This window comes from Flavobacterium sp. LC2016-01, from assembly GCF_009711135.1.
GTDB lineage: Bacteria > Bacteroidota > Bacteroidia > Flavobacteriales > Flavobacteriaceae > Flavobacterium.
In genome coordinates this window covers 221,731-243,669 of the sequence record NZ_WMIC01000008.1, presented here as the reverse complement: position 1 = coordinate 243,669, position 21,939 = coordinate 221,731, and the positions used below count along the sequence as shown (strand labels likewise).

Below are 21,939 nucleotides of genomic sequence, written 5' to 3'. Positions count from 1 at the left end.
TCGTTTTTTTCAAAAAAACTACCTTGCTTTTTGCTTGCCAATCTTTATTATAGTTCTGGCATTTAGTTTCTTTTTACAATTTTCTGAGGCAAAAGAGCTGCAAATAAAACATATCAAGAAAGATCGTTCAGCCGAAATCGAACAAATGCAGAAAAAAGCATATGCTTTTTGGGATTCCGGAAAAAATGACAGCGCTCTTTTTTATTTCAATAAAACAAAATTATTATGTGAACCGAAAGCGGATTATGCAGATTATTATGTTGGCTCAATAAACAATATTGTAGAAATCTTGCAACAAAATGGTGATTATTACGAAGCAGAAACTACACTTATAAAAGCATTTCCTTACTTAGAAAAAACAACTAATGTAAAATATCCAGTTAATGCCTATACATTTATGGCTTATAACTATTTGTATACGTATGATTATGAAAAAGCATTGTATTATCATAAAAAAGCTTTAAAAAAAGCGGTTTCTACTTTTAGAAAAGCACGAATATTATCTGAAATTGCATTTGTTTATATGCATCAAAAAAAATATCAAGAGGCGATAGATTTATTAGAACCGATAGCTAGATATAAAATTGTCGATAAAATCACTCCTTCAAATACAGATGTTCAGCGTGCCGCAATATTGTATAATCTAGGTCTTTCCTATTTATATCGTGGAAATCATAAAAAATCAGCTTTCAAGTGCTTTGACGAAAGTTTAAAATTAACACTTACATTAAACGATGAATATGAGTTAATTGGCAACTACCATGCTTTTTATAAATATTATTTAAAATACAATAATCCAGAGCTAAAAAAAAGATACGCAGAAAAAGCCTACTATTGCGCAAAAAAAGCAAAGTCGGCAACAAATGAAATTAATATGTTAGCGCAACTTATTGAGGCTGATAGTCCTGAAAATTCAAAAAAACACTGGAAGGTTTATATTAGAATGGTTGATAGTCTAATTGTAAGCAGGAAAAAGGCAAAAAATCAATTTGCTGATGCTATATATAATTCAAAGAAAGACAAAGAAGAAAATTTAGAACTGAAAACTCAAAAAGCAGAAAAAGAACTGCAGTTAGAAAGACAGAAAAACCGCAATATCATTTTGTATATTTCTATAGTTTTTGTCCTCTCGGCATTTCTATTTTTATTTTTTCGCCTATCTAAAAAAGGCAAAAAAGAGAAAAACGAAGCGATTTATATGAGTGAAACGAGAATTTCTAAAAAATTAGATGCTGAACTTGCCAATGATTTATATCAAACGATTAATCTGATCCAAAAAGGAAATTTGGAACAAAACGAAAATAAAGATCAATTACTAAATAGTCTGGAAAACATCTATTTAAAAACTCGAAATATTTCTAAAGAAAACAGTTTTATTACCACCAATGAAAATTACATTTCTGAATTAAAAGAAATGATTTCTGGGTACAAAACCGACAAAGTAAATATTATTCTAAATGGTTTTGATGCTATTCGCTGGAATGAAATCGAAAAAAACAAAAAAATCATTCTTTACAGAGTATTGCAGGAATTGTTTCTGAATATGAAAAAACACAGTCAGGCAAGTTTAGCAAGTACGACTTTCAAGATAAATGAAAAAAATCTTATTGTGACATATGCTGATAACGGCACTGGAACAAAGAATAACAACTTTATTTTAAAAAATGGACTCCAAAATGTGGAAAGCCGTATAAAAACCATAAATGGAACTATTACTTTTGACAAAAATTCTGACAATGGTTTTAAATTAAGTTTCACCTTTCCTATTTAAAAATAAATTATATGTTCAAAAAAGTTTTAGTTGCCGAAGATCTAGATAGTATAAGCATTGCGGTAATACAAATACTTGAAGATCTAAAAGTAAATTCAATAGATCATGTAAAATATTGCGATGACGGTTTATTAAAAATCAAAAAAGGACTTGCAGAAAACGAGCCTTATGATTTGCTTATTAGTGATTTATCATTTAAATCTGATCATCGAAAAAACCAGCTTACAAGCGGTGAAGATCTTATTGAGGCAGTAAATAAAGTACAGCCAAACTTGAAAAAAATAGTCTTTTCAATAGAAGACAAATCCTACCGAATTAAATCTCTTTTTTATGATTTAGGCATTAATGCCTATGTTTCTAAGGGAAGAAACAGCATGGAAGAATTAAGAAAAGCCATTGAAGGTGCTTATAGAAATGAGGAGCGAATTCTATCATCAGATTTATCGTTTAGTTTTAATGATAAATCTTTGATTGAAATTGAATCTTACGATATTTCTATTTTATCGCTTTTAGCAAAAGGATATATTTTAGAGCATATTTCGAATGAATTTAAAGCGATGTCAATAACCCCAAATGGCACCAGTAGCATAGAAAAACGAATCAATAAATTAAAAATATACTTTAAAGCCAATAATAATGTGCATTTAATAGCTATTGCAAAAGATTTTGGTTTAGTATAAAATTAACACTTTGATTACGGTTTACCGTAAGGAAATACCTTTCTATACTTCTAAATTTGTGTAGAATTCTATTAACTGACCAATGAAACCCAAAAAACGCGTTAATTTTATTGATAAAATTAATACAACTAAAAACCGAATTATCATGAAAACAATGATTCTTTGCATCTTTTTATCTATAAGCTTTGCTTTTGTTTCAGCAAAAACAGGAGGTTCTGAAATTGAATGGAAAATGGTTTTTATTCCAGCACTTCTAGTTTTGCAAATTATCATAATTTCGACAGCACTAAAAAATAGATATAAAAAAAATTAAGACTAAGAATAGTCAAAATTTACAATGCTTCTTATATTTGAGGTTTTAAATACCAAATGAAAAATATTCTAAGCGTTGTTCTTTCTTTTTTTACATTTCTTTCTTTTTCGCAAACGAAAATTCTGTCTTGGAATTTAGAAAATTTTGGAAAATCAAAATCTGAAACCGAAATAAACTATATCGCCTCAATAGTTCTTGACTACGATATTATTGCTGTTCAAGAAGTTGTAGCTGGTTACGGCGGTGCACAGGCAATTGCAAAACTTACTGATATCCTAAATCAAAAAGGCTCTAAATGGAATTACGCTGTAAGTGATCCCACAAGCAGCAGCAGTTATAAAGCAGAACGCTATGCCTTTATTTGGAAAACGAGTAAAGCTAAACTGAAAGGAAAACCTTGGCTTGAAAAAAAATACAGTCTAGAAATTGACCGTGAACCGTATTTTGCAACATTTGAAATTGGCAAAAAAAACATCACTTTAACCAATTTTCACGCCATTACTAAAAATAGAAATCCCGAAACTGAAATTAAATACTTCAAATTTCTTCCTGCTGAATATCCCGATTTAAACTTAATTTTTGCTGGAGATTTTAATTGTCCGCAATCCCACACCGTGTTTTATCCATTAAAGAAAATGGGCTACGCTCCTATTTTGCAAAATCAGAAGACAACTTTGAAACAAAAATGTAAAAAAGATGTTTGCCTTGCATCTGAATTTGATAATATCTTTTTTAAGACAAGTGCACTTAATTACATAAATTCTGGAATAATTCCGTTTTACAAAAACTTCAATTCACTTCAAGAAGCTCGAAAAATATCCGATCATCTTCCGGTTTGGGTACAATTTTCGTTAAACTGATTTACGTTTTAAGTTTTTTCTTTTTTGCAGCAGGAAACAAAACATTGTTTAATATTAGTCGATATCCTGGAGAATTTGGATGTAAATCTAAAACCGTAGGCGGGTCTCCAACCTGATGTTGAAAATCTTCTGGATCATGACCTCCAAAAAAAGTAAACATTCCTTTTCCTTTTTCGCCATGAATATATCTTGATTCGCCATTTAGCTCGCAAGTTCCCATTATTAAAACATTAGATTTTATTAATGCCGTATCAAACGAAGTAGTCTGTCCCATAAAACCTTTAACCAGCTGTGTATGATTTTGGCACAGCATACTAGGAATCGGGTCCCATTTTGCAGAAAATTCCATCAGCGTAAAATAATCTTTCTCCATTGGAACCTTGCGTTTTAAAGTCATATCAATATCCGAAAACTCATAAACTTCTGGTCTTCTTTCTAAAGTAAAATTTTTAAAGGCAAAAGAATTTGTATAGTCCAGTTTCGACTGATAATTAGAGTCGCTTGCATCACCATCAAACATAGCTTCACAAATATCAACACCATCAGCCGCCAGCGCAATATCAAAACTATCTGTTGCTGAGCACATGGCAAACATAAATCCGCCTCCAATCACAAAATCTCTAATTTTTTTTGCAACAGCACCTTTTTCCTGAGAAACTTTTGCATAACCTAATTTTGCTGCCAACGCTTCCGCATCTTTTTTCTGATCAATATACCATGGTGTGTTTTTGTATGCGGCATAAAATTTACCATATTGTCCGGTAAAATCTTCATGATGCAAATGAAGCCAATCGTATAATAACAACTGGTCGCTTAAAACTTCTTCATCATATATTGGAGTAAAAGGAATTTCAGCATACGTTAAAACTAAAGTTACAGCATCATCCCAAGGCTGTTTTCCTTTTGGAGTGTAAACAGCAATTTTTGGCGCTTTTTCCAAAACAACTGATTCCATATTTTGCGAAGGGCTTGAAATTTCATTTAAAATCGAAGCTTCTTCGCTATCTGACAAAATTTCAAAGCTTACGCCTCGAATTTTACATTCTTTTCTAATTTCTTCAGCATCAGGCAATAAAAAAGAACCGCCTCTGTAATTAAGAAGCCAGCTCGCCTTATAATCTCTGCTCAGGCACCAATAGGTAATTCCGTAAGCTTTAAGGTGATTCTGCTGCGTCGTTTCGTCCATTGGAAGCAAGATAAACGATGCTTTAGCCGAAAACGAAAGCAATAATATAAAGATGTAAACTAGACTCTTCTTCATTAAAAAATTATTTTAGTAAAGATATAAAGGAAGCTTTTAAAAACACAATAGTTGGCTTGGTTTTATAACCGAAAGAAAAGTTAAAAAAGAAATTTTGGCTTTTATATTCTTACCTGTAAAAACAGGTAAAAACACGTATTTCACAAAACCAAATTCTAACTACATTTGGTAACCCAAATCATTGAGCTATATATCAATGAAAACCAAAATTATGAAATTTAACGAAAGTAATAACCAGCCAAAGGGATTAAATGTACTTCAAAAAATAGGTATTTGCGTACTTGTTCTTACAATTATCTTATATTATGTTCTCTCCATACAATTTTTAACTGCCTGAAAAATTACAGTGTCAAAACCGCAATCTCATTTTGTATCGCGTACACCACTAATCCAGCAATATTTCTTGATTCTGTTTTAAGAAGCAAATTATTGCGATGACCCTCTACAGTTCTCGGACTTAAAAAAAGATGTTCAGCAATTTCAGTAGTTGTTTTCTGCTGACAGATAAGCTGTAATATTTCGATTTCTCGAGGAGAAAGAAAACTTGTTTCTAAATTCACTTTTGAATTTTTTGAAGAAACAATTGTTTCCTGAATTGTTTTTAATACATTCTCATTATAATAAAATCCTTTTTTTGCAACTTCATTAATAGTAAGGATTAAATCTTTTGGAGTAGTATTTTTTATAAGATACGCCACAGCACCAATCTGAATCATATTAGCAATAAATGATTTTGTATCGTAGCTGGTAAGCGCAATTATTTTAATGTCTGGATGAGATTTGCGAATAATTTTTGTCGCTTCAACGCCATTAAGCAAAGGCATTTTCAAATCCATTACAATAATATCAGGTTTGATTTCAGTCTTTTCTAAACTGTCAAGAAGTTCTTCGCCGTTTGATGCTTCAAAAATAATTTCGATATTATCTTCTCTCTGCAATAAAAAGGCAATTCCTTTTCGAAATAAAACTTCGTCATCAACTAAAGCAATTTTAATAGCAGCATTCATTTTTTATTTTGTTTTTGGTCATTTTGGTATGCCGAATTTACAAAATATGTTGCAAACAATAACCGAAGAAATGCATAATGTCGATTTAAAACTACAATAAATACAAGATTTTAACTTAAAATGTGAAATTTGCAGCGAAACCTTTATCAACTTCTGAAGAAATTTGAATGGTTCCGTTAAGAAAAGAAATACGGCTGTCAATATTTTTCATTCCGAGCCCTTTTTGATTTTCAGAACTTTTACTGTCAAAACCAATTCCGTTGTCTTCATAATTACAAGTAAAAATTCCATTTTCATCAGAAAAAGAAATCTTAATCTCGCTTGCTTTTCCGTGACGAATTGAATTATTCATAAATTCCTGCAGGATTCTAAAAACATGCAAATGACGATCGATATCCTTTTCATGAAATTCAGCTGCATTTTTGTAGTAAACCTTAACCAGTTTACTGGTTTCAAATTCGGCACATAATTCTTCTACACCGGCGCTCAGTCCAAATTTTTCAAAAACTGGCGGCAATAAATTATGCGCTATTTTTCTAGAATTCTCAAGCGCTTTTGCAGTAAGATTAATAATGTTTCCTGTAATTTCTTTAGTCTCAGCTTCCGTTAAATTTGAAGCCGATAACAAATGTGTGTTCAAAGAAACAATGTTCAGTTTAGAACTAATATCGTCATGCAAATCTTGTGCAATTCGTTTTCGTTCTTCTTCCTGAGTTACAATAATGGCATGCAACTGTTCTCTTTGATGCTGAATTTCTAAATCTCTTTTTTCAAGTTCTTTCTGAGTAATTTTTTTTCGCGAAAAATAAAAAAACAAGATCAAAACGAGTCCCATCAATAAAAAAGAAACACAACTAAAAATTGCGGTTGCAACAATTTCAGATTCTGAGATTACTTTTGGTGCCATATATTTTAAAAAATTAGCCTTTTGTATTTCAAAAGATTAAACTTATGTCGAAAAAAAATTAAAAACCTCTTCAAAATAAAATTCTGAAAGAGGTTTCTATAGTGTTTACTAATTAAATTTTAATATGGAGGTGAAGGACGTGCACCATCATAAACATCCTCAGGATTATCCATAGTTTTCCCTGTTAAAGATGATTTTGATTTAATAGTATTGTTTTTATCCAGCTCTACTAAAATTGTAGTTACTTTTCCAACTCCGTTAAGTCCCAAGAACAAACCGATGTTTGGTGTATCCTTGCCTTTAAGCATTTCGGCCACAACAGCAGCTTCTAAACTATAATGCTGAAAACGCGCTCCTTCATAAGAAGTTACTTCATTTAAACCGTTTAGAGTTTTTAGTTTTTCCTGCCAAGCCACAATACCGTTAAAAGCTTCTTGAGATAACATCAAATGTTCGTTTAAAAGAGCGGAACCTTTATCTGTCTTACTGATTTCACCATTCTCAAGCTTTGCCAATTTAGCATCGTAAGAAGGATCTTTTAATATTTTAGAATCAAGACTTGCAAGTTCTTTTCCTGCTTTATCGACTCCAATAACTTTAATCTGTACCGTATTGTCGCTATAGCCTAATACAAACTGTACATTTTCAACATTTGGAGTTTCTACCAGTTTAGAAAGTTCGTCTGTTGAAAACAAATAGGCTGTAACTTGTTTTTGAGAATTAGCAAAGCTAGCATCTAAATTTGCTGTAAGCCAATTCTCTTGTTCTTTTGCCGAAACCGCAGAACCATTATCTTGCGAAGTATCTTTTTGGCAGGAAAACATAATCATTGTGGCTCCTGCAAGCCCAAATAAAGTTGTTTTTTTCATTATTAAAGATTTAGGGAATTATTAAATTATTCATTCTGATAAACTTAATATTTAAAAACCTCCTCAAAATAAAATTCTGAAAGAGGTTTCTAAAGTATTTAATAATTAAATTTTAATACGGAGGCGATGGACGTGTACCATCATAAACATCCTCAGGATTATCCATAGTTTTGCCTGTTAAAGATAATTTTGACTTAATGGCATTGTTTTTATCCAGTTCTACTAAAATTGTAGTTACTTTTCCAATTCCGTTAAGTCCCAAGAATACTCCGATGTTTGGCGTATCCTTGCCTTTAAGCATTTCGACTACAACAGCAGCTTCTAAACTATAATGCTGAAAACGCGCTCCTTCATAAGAAGTTACTTCGTTTAAACCACTTACAGTTTTTAGCTTTTCCTGCCAAGCCACTATACCGTCAAAAGCTTCTTGAGAAAGCATTAAATGCTCGTTTAAAAGAGCAGATCCTTTATCTGTTTTACTGGTTAAGCCGTTTTCAAGCTTTGCCAATTTAGCATCATAGGAAGGATCTTTTAATATTTTAGAATCAACACTCGCAAGTTCTTTTCCTGCTTTGTCGACTCCAATAACTTTAATCTGTACCGTATTATCACTGTAGCCTAATACAAACTGTACATTTTCAACATTGGGAGTTTCTACCAATTTAGAAAGTTCATCTGTTGAAAACAAATAAGCGGTAACTTGTTTTTGAGAATTTGCAAAGTTAGCATCTAAATTTGCTGTAAGCCAATTCTCTTGTTCTTTTGCCGAAACTGCAGAACCATTATCTTGTGAATTATCTTTTTGACAGGAAAACATTATAATTGCGGCTCCTGCAAGCCCAAATAAAGTTGTTTTTTTTACCATTGCATTAAAATAATCAGTTAGAATTAATTGCCTTTGTTCGAAAATAACTTACTTTCCATTCGTACAAGAAAAACAAGTGATACACTATTATCAAAATTGCATTCAAAGTCCAAGTTATCATGCTTAAATCTTTACTGAATTTTGTAGTTAGATTCCCTATCAGAAATAAAATTGTACTCGCAAAGAGGTACAATAAAATCCCCATATTGATATAATAAAATTCTTTCTTCTCATCCAGCATATTGTAAAAATGAAATACTGCGTAAATAATCAACAAGAACGAAGTAATAAAAATTTCATATAAATTGAATTTAAAAAACATCTCTGGTTTTAAGCCATACTGAATGATCAATGTTGATAAAACCAACACAAAACCAATCTTAATTGCTTTTTGCTGAAATGGATCTTTTACCAATTTTAAATAAAAAAGACTTAAAATTGCAAACTGTCCCATGAAATATACATGAGATAAAAACAAATTATCCAATCCTTTTTCTTTTAATATTCTTGCAATTACCTGCACACATAAAATAACTAACAAGTAAAATGCAAAAACTTTATAAGCATCGTTTTTGCCGCGTAATTTTATAGCATATAAAATAAAATTAAGTAACAACAATATGTATCCAAACTTTACAAGATATAAATGCATATTATTGATTCATTGGGCTATTTGGATCCGGTGGAGTCGGTGGGCTTGGTTCTGAAAAGTCATAAATCCCAGCTCCTTCTGCGGCAGCTTTGGCAGCAACTTTATAACCTGGAATTTGATCTTCATAAATTCCTGTTTCTTCATTATAAGTTGTACCAACGATCATTAAAGTCTGCAGCCCTTTATCGTTAATTCCAATATAAGCTCTAGCCGCATCAATTCCTTGTGCTAAAACTTTTTCTAAATTAACCTTCGGGATTAAAAACGAATTAACACGTTTCTTTGCTGTTTCTTCGTCTGTCTGTTTTTTCCATTTTGCAACCCAATCTTGAGCTACTTCTAAGCTAATGTCAGTGTCTCTTTCGGGTAATTTTTGATTTGCCATAATATAAAATTTGTTTATTGGTTACAGTTAATTATGCGATTGTTTAGCAATCGAATCGCTAATCTACTGAATTTTATTAATAAATTTAACATTAGGACATAAAAAAAACCTTATAAAAAGGTTTTTAAATTGTATTTAGAATGGCACATCACTGTCATCGTCGTCATCATTGAGATTGCTTCCAAAAGCTTCATTGGCAGAAGGAAGATTTTTAGTAATGAACGGATTATCGTCATGATTCATTTTTGAAGGCAAATCGTCAAATCCGCCGCTAAATTCTTCAAGGTTATCAAACTTACCTAGATGTCCTAAGAATTTCAAACGAATATTCTCCAGACCACCATTACGGTGTTTGGCTATAATAAACTCGGCCTGACCTGCTGTTGGAGATGCCTCATCATCATCCCACTCTTCAATTTTATAATATTCAGGACGGTAAATAAACGATACAATATCGGCATCCTGCTCAATCGCTCCAGATTCACGAAGATCCGAAAGCAAAGGTCTTTTACTAGATCCACGGGTCTCAACCGCACGCGATAACTGAGAAAGTGCAATTACCGGCACGTTAAGCTCTTTTGCCAAAGCTTTTAAGTTTCGGGAAATTGTAGAGATCTCCTGCTCACGGTTTCCTCCTCCTTTACCATTACCCCCAGCAGTCATTAACTGCAAGTAGTCAATAATAATTAATTTAATTCCGTGCTGCGAAGCCAAACGACGGCATTTTGCACGTAAATCAAATATCGAAAGCGAAGGCGTATCATCAATAAATAATGGGGCTTTTTCTAAGTTTTTAACTTTGGTACTTAATTGCTCCCATTCGTGTTTTTCTAATTTTCCGGTTCTTAATTTTTCCGAAGACAATCCTGTCTCAGAAGAAATAAGCCTTGTAATCAACTGAACCGATGCCATCTCCAGAGAGAAAACTGCCACCGCATGTCCAAACTGAATTGCAACATTTCGCGCCATCGAAAGTACGAAAGCGGTTTTACCCATACCCGGACGAGCCGCGATAATAATCAAATCCGAAGGCTGCCATCCGGAAGTTACCTCATCTAATTTTTCAAAACCAGTTGCGATACCACTCAAACCTTCTTTTCCAGCAATTTCTTCAATACGTTTTTTCGCTTGAAGAACCAAACTCTGCGCAGTTTCAGAACTACGCTTGATATTTCCCTGCGTTACTTCATATAATTTAGATTCGGCTTTATCTAATAAATCAAAAACATCTGTAGTTTCATCATAAGACTCTTCGATGATTTCAGATGAAATTCGGATCAAACTTCTTTGAATAAATTTTTGCAGAATAATACGTGAGTGAAATTCGATGTGCGCAGACGAAGCAATTTTCTGAGTAAGCTGAATCAAGTAAAAATCGCCACCGGCAACGTCTAATTTTCCATTTTTCTTTAACTGTGTCGAAACCGTCAATAAATCGATTGGCTGTGTTTCGGTAAAAAGCTGCAAAATCGCTTCAAAAATATGTTTGTGTGCGTCTTTATAAAAAGCATCAGGCTGTAAAATATCAATTACATCATCTACCCCTTTTTTATCAATCATCATCGCTCCAAGAACAGCCTCTTCAAGATCAATCACTTGCGGAGGAAGTTTTCCTTTTTCCAGATTAATAATAGTGGTTTTATCTACCTTTACAGGGTTTACATTTTTGAAATTTTCCATATAGCGAAAGTAACAAAATTTAAAAAAAAATTGTTATCGAGTTATAACTATTAATTGTTTATAAATATGCTTTTTTTGTTCATAACCAAAAAAAAATCCGAAACTGTAAGGCTTCGGATTTTTAATTAATCTGTAAGAATTTACTCTTTATACTCGCCCATGTTACTATATTTGTCCATTCTTTGGGCAATTAGGTCGGCTGTTGATAAGTCTTTCAATTCGTTATATCCTTTAGTAATATATTCCGCCACTGTTTTAAAAGTAGTTTCGCGGTCATAGTGCGCTCCGCCTAATGGTTCTGGAATAACATCATCAACTAATTTTTGTTTTTTCATATCAGATGAAGTCAATTTCAAAGCATCGGCAGCACGTTCTTTGTACTCCCAGCTTTTCCATAAAATTGAAGAACAAGATTCTGGAGAAATTACAGAATACCAAGTATTCTCTAACATATAAACTTTATCTCCAACACCAATTCCTAAAGCTCCTCCCGAAGCACCTTCACCAACAATAATAGTGATAATTGGCACTTGTAAACGAACCATTTCAAAAATGTTTCTAGCAATTGCTTCACCTTGTCCTCTTTCTTCAGCTTCAAGTCCTGGATATGCACCCGGAGTATCTACTAAAGTCAAAACAGGAATTCCAAATTTCTCTGCCATTTTCATTAAACGCAAAGCTTTACGGTATCCTTCTGGGTTTGCCATACCAAAATTACGGTATTGGCGTGTTTTTGTATTAAAACCTTTTTGCTGTCCAATAATCATAAACGATTGACCGTTTATTTTTCCAAGACCACCAACCATCGCTTTATCATCTTTAAAACTTCTGTCTCCATGAAGCTCCAAAAAAGTATCACCGCAGATTGCTCTGATGTAATCTAAAGTATAAGGTCTATTTGGATGTCTTGACAATTGTACACGCTGCCAAGCGGTAAGGTTTTTGTATATTTCTTTCTTAGTTTCTACTAATTTTTTGTTGATTTCCTTGCAAGTTGCTGTTACATCAACCTCAGATTCTTTTCCAATAATTACACACTTTTGTAACTGGTCTTCAAGTTCTTTGATTGGAAGCTCAAAATCTAAATATTCCATGGATTTTTGAATTTTGTTTTTAAATCGAACCGCAAATATAAAAATATTATATCATTGGCATAGTTAATTGTTAGTAAAGTATCAAATTCTGAATTAAAAGATAAGTAAACTATTACACTTCTTTCTTATTTTTATAATGTTTAAAAACACCATTTAAAATAACTGTAATAATGATTATTACTGCTCCAATATAAAATTCAGTGCTCATTTTTTCTTTTCCGCCAAGAATAAAATAAGCCAGCATAATTCCGTAAACCGGCTCTAAATTAGTCGTTAACATTACGGTATAAGGCGTTAATCGCTGCATCACTTTTACAGATGCCGTAAAAGCATAAGCCGTGCAAATGGAAGCCAGAATAAGCAGTAAAACCCAATTATTTAATGAGAGTGTAAAAAACTCAGCAGTGAATTTTCCTTGAAATAAAAAATAAATAGTGATAAAGAAAACGCCGGCGCCAAATTCATAAAATGTAATTACAGACGGTTCATGGTCTGAAATTAATTTTCCGTTCATCAGTGTAAACAAAACACCTAGAATAATTGCTGCCAAAGCATAATAAACACCTGTAAGATATTTAATTTCAACTTGTAATATCAATCCTAAACCGGCAATAATAATCAATCCGAAGAAAACTTCATACCATAATATCTTCCTTCCGTAAAAAAGCGGTTCTAATAAAGAGGCAAAAAATGCACCCAAAGAAAATATCGAAAGTGTAATCGAAACATTCGACACATGAATCGCTTTAAAAAAGAAAATCCAATGCAGTGCAATCAGCAGACCAACAAAAATCAGCTTAAAAAGCTCTTTTATTGGAACTTGAAAAGACTGTTTTTTATAAATTATAAATGCTCCCAAAAAAATCATGGCAAGAAGCATTCTGAACCAAACCAAATTTTCGGCATCAATGGTTATTAAAGCGCCTAAAATGGCTGTAAAACCCCAGATAAAAACAATTAAATGAAGATTTAAATAACTTTTTAAATTATCGTTTCGCATTACGTAATAGGTAAACTGCCAAAATTCCGAACACAATATTCGGGAACCAGACAGCTAATAAAGGTGAGAATGTAGATTTTTCGGCAAGGGTTCCAAATATTTTATCAAAAAACACAAAAGAGAAAGCAATTGCAATTCCGATAGCCAAATTGGTTCCCATTCCGCCACGGCGTTTCATAGACGAAACCGCAACGGCAATAATGGTTAAAATAAAGGCAGAAACTGGTACGCTGTATTTTTTATAAAGTACAACCAAATAAGTATTAATGTTTCCTGAACCTCTTTTTCTTTCTTTGTCAATAAAATCAATCAGTTTTCCTAACGACAGTGTTTCTGCTATATAAACAACAGGCGTTAAATCAGCCAATTCAAATTTAAACTTAACCTCTTTTTCAGGAACTTTTTCGATTACATCATTCAGTTCGCCAACAGTTCTTTTAGTGTAATCATACAAAATGTATGTTTTCTTTTTTGGATCCCATTTAATTCGGCTCGCTGCAATTTTGTAGGTCATTTTTTCCTTTTCAAAATGCTCTAGCGTAAAATTAAAAGCCGTTTTAGATTCTTCGTTGAAACTGTTTACATAAATAAAATCGTGATCATTTAATTGTCTGTATACATTGGTATTATTACCCATCATCTCGGCTTTTCCGTTTCCTTTTAAATAGGTATATCTAAAATTATTAAAACCTTCACTTGCTGCGGGAACAATAAAAAATCCCATTAAAAGTACAAAAACGGAAACAATCGAAGCTCCGATAATATAAGGTCGTAAAAAACGGGTAAATGAGATTCCAGAACTTAAAATGGCAATAATCTCTGTATTATTTGCCAATTTCGAAGTAAACCAGATTACCGACAAAAACAAGAATATCGGGAAAAGAGAATTTGCAAAATAAATAGTAAAGTTGTAATAATAGAGCGCAATATCCATAAACGGAATTTTGTTCTCCAGCATTTTATTCACCTTTTCAGAAACGTCAATTACAATCCCAATCGGAATAAATAATAAGATCATCACCGAAAAAGTGGCTAAATATCTTTTTAAAATATACTTATCTATTATCGTTAACATAGTAAAGTTTAATCGTTTATCTGTTTAATCGTTTAACCGAATAACGATTAAACAAATCAACATATTTTAAAGTCTTTGGCTCATATTTTTAACCATCATTTCTTTCCATGGTCTAAAATCTCCGGCTAAGATATGTTTTCTGGCTTCACGAACCAACCACATATAAAATCCAAGATTATGAATCGTTGCGATTTGTTTTCCTAAATATTCGTTAGCTGCAAACAAGTGACGTAAATAGGCTTTTGTATATTCTGTATCTACGAAAGTGTGCCCCATTTCATCAATTGGAGAAAAATCAGCTTCCCATTTTTTATTTTTGATGTTGATTGTTCCGTTTGCGGTAAACAACATTCCGTTTCTTGCGTTACGCGTTGGCATAACACAATCGAACATATCAATTCCTAACGCGATATTTTCCAAAATATTAATTGGAGTTCCAACACCCATTAAATAACGAGGTTTGTCTTCTGGCAAAATTTCGCACACTACTTCAGTCATCGCGTACATTTCTTCAGCAGGCTCACCAACAGATAATCCACCAATGGCATTTCCTTGCTGTCCAGAATTAGCAATATATTCCGCTGATTGACGACGTAAATCTTTATACGTACTTCCCTGAACAATCGGGAAAAACGTTTGTTCGTAACCGTATTTATAAGGCACTTTATCTAAATGACTGATACAGCGATCCAACCAACGGTGTGTCATGTGCATAGAACGCTGAGCATATCTGTAATCGCAAGGGTAAGGCGTACACTCATCAAAAGCCATGATAATATCAGCTCCAATCGTACGCTGAATTTCCATTACATTTTCAGGCGTAAAAAAGTGGTACGAACCGTCAATATGCGATTTGAATTTTACTCCTTCTTCTTTAATTTTTCGATTATTTGAAAGAGAATACACTTGATATCCGCCAGAATCTGTCAAAATATTACGATCCCAATTCATGAATTTATGCAGTCCTCCCGCTTTCTCCAAAATTTCAGTCTGCGGACGCAAATATAAATGGTACGTATTTCCAAGAATAATATCCGGATTAATATCGTCTTTCAATTCACGCTGATGCACTCCTTTTACAGAAGCAACCGTTCCTACAGGCATAAAAATAGGCGTTTCAATTACGCCGTGATCTGTAGTAATACTGCCCGCTCTCGCTTTCGACTGCGGATCTTTTTGTAATAAATCAAACTTCATCTGTTTCTTTTTTCAGTCGGCAAAGATAAGCTAATTTCAGGGAAAACTAATTAATTAGATAATTAGAAAATTTGTCGATTAGATAATTATTCTCATTGAGTTAAATTCAGAGATTTTACAAAAACCTGAAACAAAGAAAACTTTAAACATGAAACTAAAATTATTTTGGGCGTTTCCTCCGGCCGGGCTATCCGCTATATTCCCGATTAACAAAAACTACGGCTAAAAAACCTTGTTTTTCTAAATCGGGAGATGCCGCTTCTATCCCTAACGCACACGGTTCTTCAAGAAACTTCACGACAAAAATCATACTGTAAAAACTGCAGCAATCTGATTGTTAAAATATAAAAGTTTCAACGATTTCTTTCGTAATTTTAATATTCAACTAAAATGTATAAAAATCATGATAAATTCAGAAGAAAAAAATACCGCAAAAGAGAATGAAATTGAAAGAAATCTGGAGAATTTAGATTATCCGTCAAGCGAAGACATATTCAATCAAGAAGACCAATTAGAGGATATTGATCTGGATGAAATCTCAAACGAAAAAACCATCGATCAAAACAATCATAAATGGAAACAAAATAGCGATAAACTCGGAGAAGATCTTGACGTTCCCGGCTCTGAACTTGATGATGATCAGGAAGAAATTGGTTCAGAAGATGAAGAAAACAACTTCTATAGTGAAAGCGATACTAATTAAATAGCACATCAAATTTTCTTTAAACTTTTTTTCGTTGCAGATTAAGTGTATTTAAGACATTTAAAAGTCATTAATACACATTTAATCTGTGTCATAGCTTTATGCGTAATTATGAATATCTCGAATTTTCCCTAAATCTGATAAAAAAAGAGCAAAAAAATTTAACAATTAGAGCAAACTAAAGCGGAAAATCATTTGTCTCCCCGCAAAATAACAATTACTTTTGCTTCAGTTTAAAATTTTACATATAAAATGAAGCCTAACACACAACAATTAAGCGATTTAACGATCCAAGTAAGAAGAGATATTCTTCGAATGGTACATGCTGTAAACTCTGGACACCCAGGTGGTTCATTAGGTTGTACTGAATTTTTGGTAACACTATATCAAAATATTATGGACCGCAAAGAAGGTTTTGATATGGACGGAATTGGAGAAGATTTATTTTTCCTTTCAAACGGACATATTTCTCCTGTATTTTATAGCGTTTTAGCACGCAGCGGTTATTTTCCAGTTTCAGAACTTGCTACTTTTAGATTATTAAATTCTCGTTTACAAGGACACCCAACAACTCACGAAGGTTTACCTGGAGTTCGTATTGCCTCTGGTTCATTAGGACAAGGTTTATCTGTAGCTCTTGGAGCAGCACAGGCTAAAAAATTAAACAATGACAATCATATTGTTTATACTTTACACGGAGACGGAGAATTACAAGAAGGTCAAAACTGGGAAGCTATCATGTATGCTTCTGCTAAAAAAGTAGACAACCTTATTGCTACAATCGACTTAAACGGAAAACAAATTGACGGAACAACGGATGAAGTTTTGCCAATGGGAAGTATTCGCGCTAAATTCGAAGCTTTTGACTGGGATGTTTTAGAAATTAAAGAAGGAAACAGCATTGATGCAATTCTTGCTGGTTTAACTGATGCTAAATCAAGAACAGGAAAAGGAAAACCGGTTTGTATTTTATTACATACAGAAATGGGTAATGGAGTTGATTTTATGATGCACACTCACGCATGGCATGGTAAAGCACCAAACAATGACCAATTAGCAAACGCATTGGCTCAAAACATTTCAACTTTAGCGGATTATTAAAAAGTGCTCAGTCTCAGTAGACAGTTTTTAGCTTAGAAACCTAGTCACTTAGAAACTTAGCATCTCAAAAGAAATAAAATGAAAAAATACGAAAATACAGGAAGTAAAGATACTCGTTCTGGTTTTGGAGCGGGAATGACTGAATTAGGTCAAAAAAACGAAAATGTTGTAGCATTATGTGCTGACTTAATTGGATCATTAAAATTTGATGAATTCAAAAAAAATCACCCAGAGCGTTTTTTCCAAATCGGAATTGCGGAAGCTAACATGATCGGAATTGCTGCAGGTTTAACAATTGGCGGAAAAATTCCTTTTACAGGAACTTTCGCAAACTTTTCTACAGGAAGAGTTTACGATCAAATTCGTCAGTCTGTTGCTTATTCAGATAAAAACGTAAAAATCTGTGCTTCACACGCTGGTTTAACTTTAGGAGAAGACGGTGCAACGCACCAAATCTTAGAAGACATCGGATTAATGAAAATGTTGCCAGGAATGACTGTAATCAATACTTGTGATTACAACCAGACTAAAGCTGCAACTTTAGCATTGGCAGATCACCACGGTCCAGCTTACTTGCGTTTCGGACGTCCAGTTGTAGCAAACTTCACTCCTGCTGACGAACCTTTCGTAATTGGAAAAGCAATTTTGTTAAACGAAGGAACAGATGTTACTATTATAGCAACTGGTCACTTGGTTTGGGAAGCTCTTATTGCTGCTGAAGCATTAGAGGCAAAAGGAATTTCTGCTGAAGTAATCAACATTCACACTATCAAACCTCTTGACGAAGAGGCCATTCTAAAATCGATTGCTAAAACGAAATGTGTAGTTACTGCAGAAGAGCACAACTACCTTGGAGGTCTTGGAGAAAGTGTTTCAGGTGTATTAGCTTTAAACAATCCAACTCCACAGGAATTTGTAGCAGTACAAGATAGTTTTGGTGAATCTGGAACTCCTGAGCAATTAATGGAAAAATACAAATTGAACAATCAAGCAATTGTTGAAGCTGTAGAAAGAGTTATCAAAAGAAAATAATTTTTACTTTTCTTACTTTATAAAAAAAACCTCGAAATTGAATTTCGAGGTTTTTTTATTTCTATCTCATCGTAATTATTTTACACTATGATGAATTATGATTTTTAGCAACATGAAGCCTTAATCTTAATAGGGAAGTACAAAGACAAGATGGTTATTGGTGAACCTGAAACTCCAGAGCAATTAATAGAAAAACACAAATTAAAAAATCAAGCAATTGTTGAAGCTGCAAAAAGAGCTATCAAAAGAAAATATTTTTTACTTTTCTCTACAAAAAAACCTCGAAATTGAATTTCGAGGTTTTTTTTTCATTTTTATTTTCTTGTAATTATTTTACACTATGGTGATCTTTATCAACATGAATTCTTAATCTTCCCGGAGAAGTATAATCGCCTCCAAAGGCAGGAATACCATATGTTTCAGTCTCATCAATATTTGGCGTACTAGGATTATCCGGAATTGGATCAAATGGATAATATTTGCTTATACCCGTAACTGGAGCATCAGTAGGTTTTGTAGTTTCAAATCGAGTAGTATAACCATCTCCATCATCATCAACATCTAAGAAATCTGCGATTCCGTCTCCATCTGTATCATCTTTCATCCACGCTGGTGGATTTGGATATCTTACTAAATCTCTTAAGTCATAAACATATCCATTGCCATCAAAACCATCAGCAGTAACAGTTTTATTAACATCTTCAAAATAATCAGGAATACCATCTGGATTTGCAGTTACCGTTGTACCGTTTATCTGAATATCATGATCCATTCTTAAAAGACCATATAATTTAAAACTAAATACCAAAGGAGAATATGCCGGTATTTTATCTTGCGCCGATGCATAATATGCTAGTCCCGAAGGCAAAAACATTACACCAGCTCCAAAATTATCATAGGTAATTTCACCATTTGCTGCAGTAGTCGCGGTTCCTGTCCTAAACTGCGGAAAAATCTCTCCCCAGCCATCAATTACAGCACCTTGAGTGTAAACAAACAAATCAAAGCTTATACCGTATCCATATGAAGTATCAAAAACAGTTCCGTCAAGCAAATTACCAGAATAAGAAGCGTAAATTTTATCTGTATTAGATGGAGCCTCACCAGTTCCTTTTCTTAATTCTAAATAATAAACATCATAATTAACATCACGATTGTAAACCTTTCTTACTTTCAAAGGATACGTTTTTTGATCCCAAATTGAAGTCTGTGTACCCCCAGTAGGGATTTTCTTTATTACAATGTCATAATTTGCTGAAACGTTATCAATATAATTAGTCTTTAAATATTTTACTATAGAGTCATTATCTGCTTTATATTGCACATTATAATCTCTCAAAGGAACCACAGGTTCATCATCATCACCCTTGTTACAAGAAACCAAAGCAATACCAGCTAGTAATAAAATAAAATAATATTTAAATTTATTCATTATTGTTAATTTTTTAGGTGCGCAAGATACAATATTGATTTATTTTTGTAAAGAATTTAACTTCGATTTTAGAAAAATTATGAGAATAGATAAATACTTATGGTGCGTGCGTTATTACAAGACCAGAAACATGGTTACAGAAGCTTGCAAAAAAAACCATATCACAGTAAATGGGCAGGTTGCCAAACCTTCTAAAGAAGTTTTTCCTACTGACAGAATCACCTTTAGAAAAGATCAGATTACTCAAATTATTACGGTTCTTGACATCCCAGAAAGCCGTGTAGGAGCAAAACTTGTGGATATATACCGAAAAAACGAAACTCCAGCCGAAGCTTATGCTCATTTGGAATTATTAAAACTGTCCAAAGAACATTATAGAAAAAGCGGAACAGGAAGACCTACCAAAAAAGACCGAAGAGATATTGACGAGTACGGAAATGAAATTTTTGATGAAGAAGAGGAAAATTAAATTCCAATTCCTAAATTCCAAATTCCAATTCAAAAAATCTAAAATCTAAAATTCTAATCGTATTTTAGCAAAAAATAAAATCATGAGCAAAAACATCATCTTAACCAATCAAGAAATCGAACACAAAATCAAACGTATCGCTTATCAAATTTACGAGACATTTGTTGATGAAGAAGAAGTTGTAATTGCCGGAATAGCTTCTAACGGATCTATATTTGCTCAAAAACTTGCTTTAGCCTTAAGCAATATTTCAACATTAAAAGTTTCAACCTGCGAAGTTAAAGTCGACAAACAAAATCCGCAATTGCCAATTCAGACTTCTTTAACCAAAGAAGAGTACCAAAACAAAGGTTTGGTATTAGTTGATGACGTGCTTAATTCGGGCACTACTTTAATCTATGCTGTTCGTCATTTCCTAGACGTTCCGCTTAAGAAATTCAAAACAGCAGTACTTGTTGACAGAAACCATAAAAAATACCCTGTAAAAGCCGATTTTAAAGGAATCTCCTTATCAACTTCTTTATTAGAGCATGTTCAGGTCGTTTTTGATGAAAATGGCGATAATTACGCGTTCTTAAGCTAAGATTTTCAAAATATCCTCAACTGTTTCTTCGACTGATCTTCCATCAACCGACACTTTATGCTGTGCGTGGTTGTAATAAAAACTTCTGTCGAATAAATGTTTTGCGATAAACTCCTTCATTTCTTCCTCTTCCATATTCGCAATCAGCGGGCGTTTGCTCTTGTTTTGTGCCAATCTATTATATAAAGTATCAATTGATGCTTTTAAGTACACAGATACGATATCATCATTTTGAAGCAGTAAATGATTATTAGCATAACAAGGAGTTCCTCCACCTAAACCAATAATGTTATTTTCTGAAGAATGAAGTAATTCCAAAAACATTTCGTGTTCTAATTTTCGAAAATAGATCTCTCCATGTTTCGAAAAAATTTCATTTATAGACAAATTTGCTCTTTTTTCGATGCAAGTATCTAAATCCAGAAACGGAATATTTGTAATTTTTGACAAGTTTTGGGCAATTGTTGACTTTCCGCAACCCATGTAACCTAATAACACTATTTTTTTCATATTAATAAAACCTTATAAACTAAGACATTGGCGTTTTTTCGTAAAAAAAGACAAATTTATAATAAAAATGCTTGGAAACTTCGAAAATAACTCCTTATATTTGCACCCGCATTCAAGAAACGAATATGACTCGATAGCTCAGTCGGTAGAGCACATCACTTTTAATGATGGGGTCCTGGGTTCGAGCCCCAGTCGGGTCACAAAATTTGTGATTAACAAAATAAGTTTCTTGAAAGCAATGACTCGATAGCTCAGTCGGTAGAGCACATCACTTTTAATGATGGGGTCCTGGGTTCGAGCCCCAGTCGGGTCACAAAAGGTTGTTCGCCACGGCGAATGACCTTTTTTCATTTAAGGCCACGTGGAGAAACGGTAGACTTGCCATCTTGAGGGGGTGGTGCTCGTAAGGGCGTGTGGGTTCAAATCCCACCGTGGTCACTTTAAAAAAGGAAAAGCCTGAGAATTTTGATTCTCAGGCTTTTTTTATTGGCGA

General features: G+C 33.2%; 23 protein-coding genes and 3 tRNA genes. 12 read left to right on the top strand and 14 right to left on the bottom strand.

Annotation, left to right across the window (positions count from 1 at the left end; all coding sequences use genetic code 11):
* The first annotated feature begins 145 nt into the window (after positions 1 to 145).
* From GKZ88_RS17440 to GKZ88_RS17425, 4 genes are all read left to right on the top strand, one after another.
* Positions 146 to 1,771: a tetratricopeptide repeat-containing sensor histidine kinase gene (locus tag GKZ88_RS17440; RefSeq protein WP_155103617.1), complete on the top strand. Its 1,626-nt coding sequence runs from the start codon at positions 146 to 148 to the stop codon at positions 1,769 to 1,771.
* An 11-nt stretch (positions 1,772 to 1,782) separates the two neighbouring features.
* Entirely contained in the window at positions 1,783 to 2,451 is a 669-nt protein-coding gene (locus GKZ88_RS17435; RefSeq protein ID WP_155103616.1) for a response regulator transcription factor, read from the top strand.
* Positions 2,452 to 2,596: 145 nt separating this feature from the next.
* Positions 2,597 to 2,764 carry a hypothetical protein gene (locus GKZ88_RS17430; protein WP_155103615.1) on the top strand — a complete coding sequence of 56 codons (168 nt, stop codon included), beginning with the start codon at positions 2,597 to 2,599 and terminating at the stop codon, positions 2,762 to 2,764.
* A 56-nt stretch (positions 2,765 to 2,820) separates the two neighbouring features.
* Positions 2,821 to 3,624, top strand: a complete 804-nt coding sequence (locus tag GKZ88_RS17425) for an endonuclease/exonuclease/phosphatase family protein (protein ID WP_155103614.1) — start codon at positions 2,821 to 2,823, stop codon at positions 3,622 to 3,624.
* Position 3,625: 1 nt separating this feature from the next.
* Here the strand turns inward: GKZ88_RS17425 and GKZ88_RS17420 are convergent, their stop codons facing one another.
* The 12 genes from GKZ88_RS17420 to tgt form a co-directional block, all read right to left on the bottom strand.
* Positions 3,626 to 4,885: an asparagine synthetase B gene (locus GKZ88_RS17420; RefSeq protein WP_155103613.1), complete on the bottom strand. Its 1,260-nt coding sequence runs from the start codon at positions 4,883 to 4,885 to the stop codon at positions 3,626 to 3,628.
* 341 nt (positions 4,886 to 5,226) lie between these two features.
* Positions 5,227 to 5,892, bottom strand: a complete 666-nt coding sequence (locus tag GKZ88_RS17415) for a response regulator transcription factor (protein WP_155103612.1) — start codon at positions 5,890 to 5,892, stop codon at positions 5,227 to 5,229.
* 115 nt (positions 5,893 to 6,007) lie between these two features.
* Complete coding sequence (locus GKZ88_RS17410) at positions 6,008 to 6,799, bottom strand: ATP-binding protein (protein WP_155103611.1); 792 nt, start codon at positions 6,797 to 6,799, stop codon at positions 6,008 to 6,010.
* 119 nt (positions 6,800 to 6,918) lie between these two features.
* The gene (locus tag GKZ88_RS17405; RefSeq protein ID WP_155103610.1) at positions 6,919 to 7,668 is read right to left on the bottom strand and encodes a hypothetical protein; all 750 of its coding nucleotides are present in this window, start codon (positions 7,666 to 7,668) and stop codon (positions 6,919 to 6,921) included.
* A 112-nt stretch (positions 7,669 to 7,780) separates the two neighbouring features.
* Complete coding sequence (locus tag GKZ88_RS17400) at positions 7,781 to 8,533, bottom strand: hypothetical protein (RefSeq protein ID WP_155103609.1); 753 nt, start codon at positions 8,531 to 8,533, stop codon at positions 7,781 to 7,783.
* 13 nt (positions 8,534 to 8,546) lie between these two features.
* Positions 8,547 to 9,185: a hypothetical protein gene (locus GKZ88_RS17395; protein ID WP_155103608.1), complete on the bottom strand. Its 639-nt coding sequence runs from the start codon at positions 9,183 to 9,185 to the stop codon at positions 8,547 to 8,549.
* Position 9,186: 1 nt separating this feature from the next.
* The gene (locus GKZ88_RS17390; protein WP_155103607.1) at positions 9,187 to 9,570 is read right to left on the bottom strand and encodes a hypothetical protein; all 384 of its coding nucleotides are present in this window, start codon (positions 9,568 to 9,570) and stop codon (positions 9,187 to 9,189) included.
* Positions 9,571 to 9,705: 135 nt separating this feature from the next.
* Positions 9,706 to 11,250 carry a replicative DNA helicase gene (gene dnaB, locus GKZ88_RS17385; protein ID WP_155103606.1) on the bottom strand — a complete coding sequence of 515 codons (1,545 nt, stop codon included), beginning with the start codon at positions 11,248 to 11,250 and terminating at the stop codon, positions 9,706 to 9,708.
* Between the two features lie 140 nt (positions 11,251 to 11,390).
* Positions 11,391 to 12,344: an acetyl-CoA carboxylase carboxyltransferase subunit alpha gene (locus GKZ88_RS17380; RefSeq protein WP_155103605.1), complete on the bottom strand. Its 954-nt coding sequence runs from the start codon at positions 12,342 to 12,344 to the stop codon at positions 11,391 to 11,393.
* A 112-nt stretch (positions 12,345 to 12,456) separates the two neighbouring features.
* Positions 12,457 to 13,344, bottom strand: a complete 888-nt coding sequence (locus GKZ88_RS17375) for a DMT family transporter (RefSeq protein WP_155103604.1) — start codon at positions 13,342 to 13,344, stop codon at positions 12,457 to 12,459.
* Positions 13,331 to 14,419 carry an LptF/LptG family permease gene (locus GKZ88_RS17370; protein WP_155103603.1) on the bottom strand — a complete coding sequence of 363 codons (1,089 nt, stop codon included), beginning with the start codon at positions 14,417 to 14,419 and terminating at the stop codon, positions 13,331 to 13,333. The genes GKZ88_RS17375 and GKZ88_RS17370 overlap by 14 nt, the downstream gene beginning before the upstream one ends.
* Positions 14,420 to 14,485: 66 nt before the next feature.
* Positions 14,486 to 15,616, bottom strand: a complete 1,131-nt coding sequence (tgt, locus tag GKZ88_RS17365) for a tRNA guanosine(34) transglycosylase Tgt (protein WP_095952095.1) — start codon at positions 15,614 to 15,616, stop codon at positions 14,486 to 14,488.
* Positions 15,617 to 16,019: 403 nt separating this feature from the next.
* Here tgt and GKZ88_RS17360 point away from each other — a divergent pair, with 403 nt between their 5' ends.
* The 3 genes from GKZ88_RS17360 (at position 16,020) to GKZ88_RS17350 (ending at position 18,452) form a co-directional block, all read left to right on the top strand.
* Positions 16,020 to 16,319: a hypothetical protein gene (locus GKZ88_RS17360; RefSeq protein WP_155103602.1), complete on the top strand. Its 300-nt coding sequence runs from the start codon at positions 16,020 to 16,022 to the stop codon at positions 16,317 to 16,319.
* Between the two features lie 252 nt (positions 16,320 to 16,571).
* Positions 16,572 to 17,420 carry a transketolase gene (locus GKZ88_RS17355; RefSeq protein ID WP_155103601.1) on the top strand — a complete coding sequence of 283 codons (849 nt, stop codon included), beginning with the start codon at positions 16,572 to 16,574 and terminating at the stop codon, positions 17,418 to 17,420.
* A gap of 78 nt (positions 17,421 to 17,498) precedes the next feature.
* Complete coding sequence (locus GKZ88_RS17350; protein ID WP_155103600.1) at positions 17,499 to 18,452, top strand: transketolase C-terminal domain-containing protein; 954 nt, start codon at positions 17,499 to 17,501, stop codon at positions 18,450 to 18,452.
* 328 nt (positions 18,453 to 18,780) lie between these two features.
* Here the strand turns inward: GKZ88_RS17350 and GKZ88_RS17345 are convergent, their stop codons facing one another.
* On the bottom strand, positions 18,781 to 19,884 hold the full coding sequence (locus GKZ88_RS17345; RefSeq protein WP_155103599.1) for an FKBP-type peptidyl-prolyl cis-trans isomerase: 1,104 nt from the start codon (positions 19,882 to 19,884) through the stop codon (positions 18,781 to 18,783).
* A 79-nt stretch (positions 19,885 to 19,963) separates the two neighbouring features.
* On the opposite strand from GKZ88_RS17345, the gene GKZ88_RS17340 reads away from it, so the two are divergent.
* Both GKZ88_RS17340 and GKZ88_RS17335 read left to right on the top strand, forming a co-directional pair.
* Positions 19,964 to 20,353, top strand: coding sequence for an RNA-binding S4 domain-containing protein (locus tag GKZ88_RS17340; protein ID WP_155103598.1), 390 nt, complete (start codon positions 19,964 to 19,966; stop codon positions 20,351 to 20,353).
* A gap of 82 nt (positions 20,354 to 20,435) precedes the next feature.
* Positions 20,436 to 20,936: a phosphoribosyltransferase family protein gene (locus GKZ88_RS17335; RefSeq protein ID WP_155103597.1), complete on the top strand. Its 501-nt coding sequence runs from the start codon at positions 20,436 to 20,438 to the stop codon at positions 20,934 to 20,936.
* Here the strand turns inward: GKZ88_RS17335 and GKZ88_RS17330 are convergent.
* Complete coding sequence (locus GKZ88_RS17330) at positions 20,928 to 21,446, bottom strand: shikimate kinase (RefSeq protein WP_155103596.1); 519 nt, start codon at positions 21,444 to 21,446, stop codon at positions 20,928 to 20,930. The genes GKZ88_RS17335 and GKZ88_RS17330 overlap by 9 nt on opposite strands.
* Before the next feature lie 127 nt (positions 21,447 to 21,573).
* Here GKZ88_RS17330 and GKZ88_RS17325 point away from each other — a divergent pair.
* The 3 genes from GKZ88_RS17325 to GKZ88_RS17315 all read left to right on the top strand — a co-directional run bounded on the left by GKZ88_RS17325 (position 21,574) and on the right by GKZ88_RS17315 (position 21,884).
* Positions 21,574 to 21,646, top strand: a tRNA-Lys gene (locus tag GKZ88_RS17325).
* A gap of 40 nt (positions 21,647 to 21,686) precedes the next feature.
* Positions 21,687 to 21,759: transfer RNA gene (locus GKZ88_RS17320), tRNA-Lys, on the top strand.
* Between the two features lie 42 nt (positions 21,760 to 21,801).
* Positions 21,802 to 21,884 (top strand) — tRNA-Leu (locus GKZ88_RS17315).
* The last annotated feature ends 55 nt before the right edge of the window (positions 21,885 to 21,939 follow it).

What these genes read in the sequence shown, in the direction of transcription:
- GKZ88_RS17440 (WP_155103617.1), top strand. Translation starts at nt 146, where the DNA reads ATGCAGAAAAAAGCATATGCTTTTTGGGATTCCGGAAAAAATGACAGC.
- GKZ88_RS17435 (WP_155103616.1), top strand. Translation starts at nt 1,783, where the DNA reads ATGTTCAAAAAAGTTTTAGTTGCCGAAGATCTAGATAGTATAAGCATT.
- GKZ88_RS17430 (WP_155103615.1), top strand. Translation starts at nt 2,597, where the DNA reads ATGAAAACAATGATTCTTTGCATCTTTTTATCTATAAGCTTTGCTTTT.
- GKZ88_RS17425 (WP_155103614.1), top strand. Translation starts at nt 2,821, where the DNA reads ATGAAAAATATTCTAAGCGTTGTTCTTTCTTTTTTTACATTTCTTTCT.
- GKZ88_RS17420 (WP_155103613.1), bottom strand. Translation starts at nt 4,885, where the DNA reads ATGAAGAAGAGTCTAGTTTACATCTTTATATTATTGCTTTCGTTTTCG.
- GKZ88_RS17415 (WP_155103612.1), bottom strand. Translation starts at nt 5,892, where the DNA reads ATGAATGCTGCTATTAAAATTGCTTTAGTTGATGACGAAGTTTTATTT.
- GKZ88_RS17410 (WP_155103611.1), bottom strand. Translation starts at nt 6,799, where the DNA reads ATGGCACCAAAAGTAATCTCAGAATCTGAAATTGTTGCAACCGCAATT.
- GKZ88_RS17405 (WP_155103610.1), bottom strand. Translation starts at nt 7,668, where the DNA reads ATGAAAAAAACAACTTTATTTGGGCTTGCAGGAGCCACAATGATTATG.
- GKZ88_RS17400 (WP_155103609.1), bottom strand. Translation starts at nt 8,533, where the DNA reads ATGGTAAAAAAAACAACTTTATTTGGGCTTGCAGGAGCCGCAATTATA.
- GKZ88_RS17395 (WP_155103608.1), bottom strand. Translation starts at nt 9,185, where the DNA reads ATGCATTTATATCTTGTAAAGTTTGGATACATATTGTTGTTACTTAAT.
- GKZ88_RS17390 (WP_155103607.1), bottom strand. Translation starts at nt 9,570, where the DNA reads ATGGCAAATCAAAAATTACCCGAAAGAGACACTGACATTAGCTTAGAA.
- dnaB (WP_155103606.1), bottom strand. Translation starts at nt 11,250, where the DNA reads ATGGAAAATTTCAAAAATGTAAACCCTGTAAAGGTAGATAAAACCACT.
- GKZ88_RS17380 (WP_155103605.1), bottom strand. Translation starts at nt 12,344, where the DNA reads ATGGAATATTTAGATTTTGAGCTTCCAATCAAAGAACTTGAAGACCAG.
- GKZ88_RS17375 (WP_155103604.1), bottom strand. Translation starts at nt 13,344, where the DNA reads ATGCGAAACGATAATTTAAAAAGTTATTTAAATCTTCATTTAATTGTT.
- GKZ88_RS17370 (WP_155103603.1), bottom strand. Translation starts at nt 14,419, where the DNA reads ATGTTAACGATAATAGATAAGTATATTTTAAAAAGATATTTAGCCACT.
- tgt (WP_095952095.1), bottom strand. Translation starts at nt 15,616, where the DNA reads ATGAAGTTTGATTTATTACAAAAAGATCCGCAGTCGAAAGCGAGAGCG.
- GKZ88_RS17360 (WP_155103602.1), top strand. Translation starts at nt 16,020, where the DNA reads ATGATAAATTCAGAAGAAAAAAATACCGCAAAAGAGAATGAAATTGAA.
- GKZ88_RS17355 (WP_155103601.1), top strand. Translation starts at nt 16,572, where the DNA reads ATGAAGCCTAACACACAACAATTAAGCGATTTAACGATCCAAGTAAGA.
- GKZ88_RS17350 (WP_155103600.1), top strand. Translation starts at nt 17,499, where the DNA reads ATGAAAAAATACGAAAATACAGGAAGTAAAGATACTCGTTCTGGTTTT.
- GKZ88_RS17345 (WP_155103599.1), bottom strand. Translation starts at nt 19,884, where the DNA reads ATGAATAAATTTAAATATTATTTTATTTTATTACTAGCTGGTATTGCT.
- GKZ88_RS17340 (WP_155103598.1), top strand. Translation starts at nt 19,964, where the DNA reads ATGAGAATAGATAAATACTTATGGTGCGTGCGTTATTACAAGACCAGA.
- GKZ88_RS17335 (WP_155103597.1), top strand. Translation starts at nt 20,436, where the DNA reads ATGAGCAAAAACATCATCTTAACCAATCAAGAAATCGAACACAAAATC.
- GKZ88_RS17330 (WP_155103596.1), bottom strand. Translation starts at nt 21,446, where the DNA reads ATGAAAAAAATAGTGTTATTAGGTTACATGGGTTGCGGAAAGTCAACA.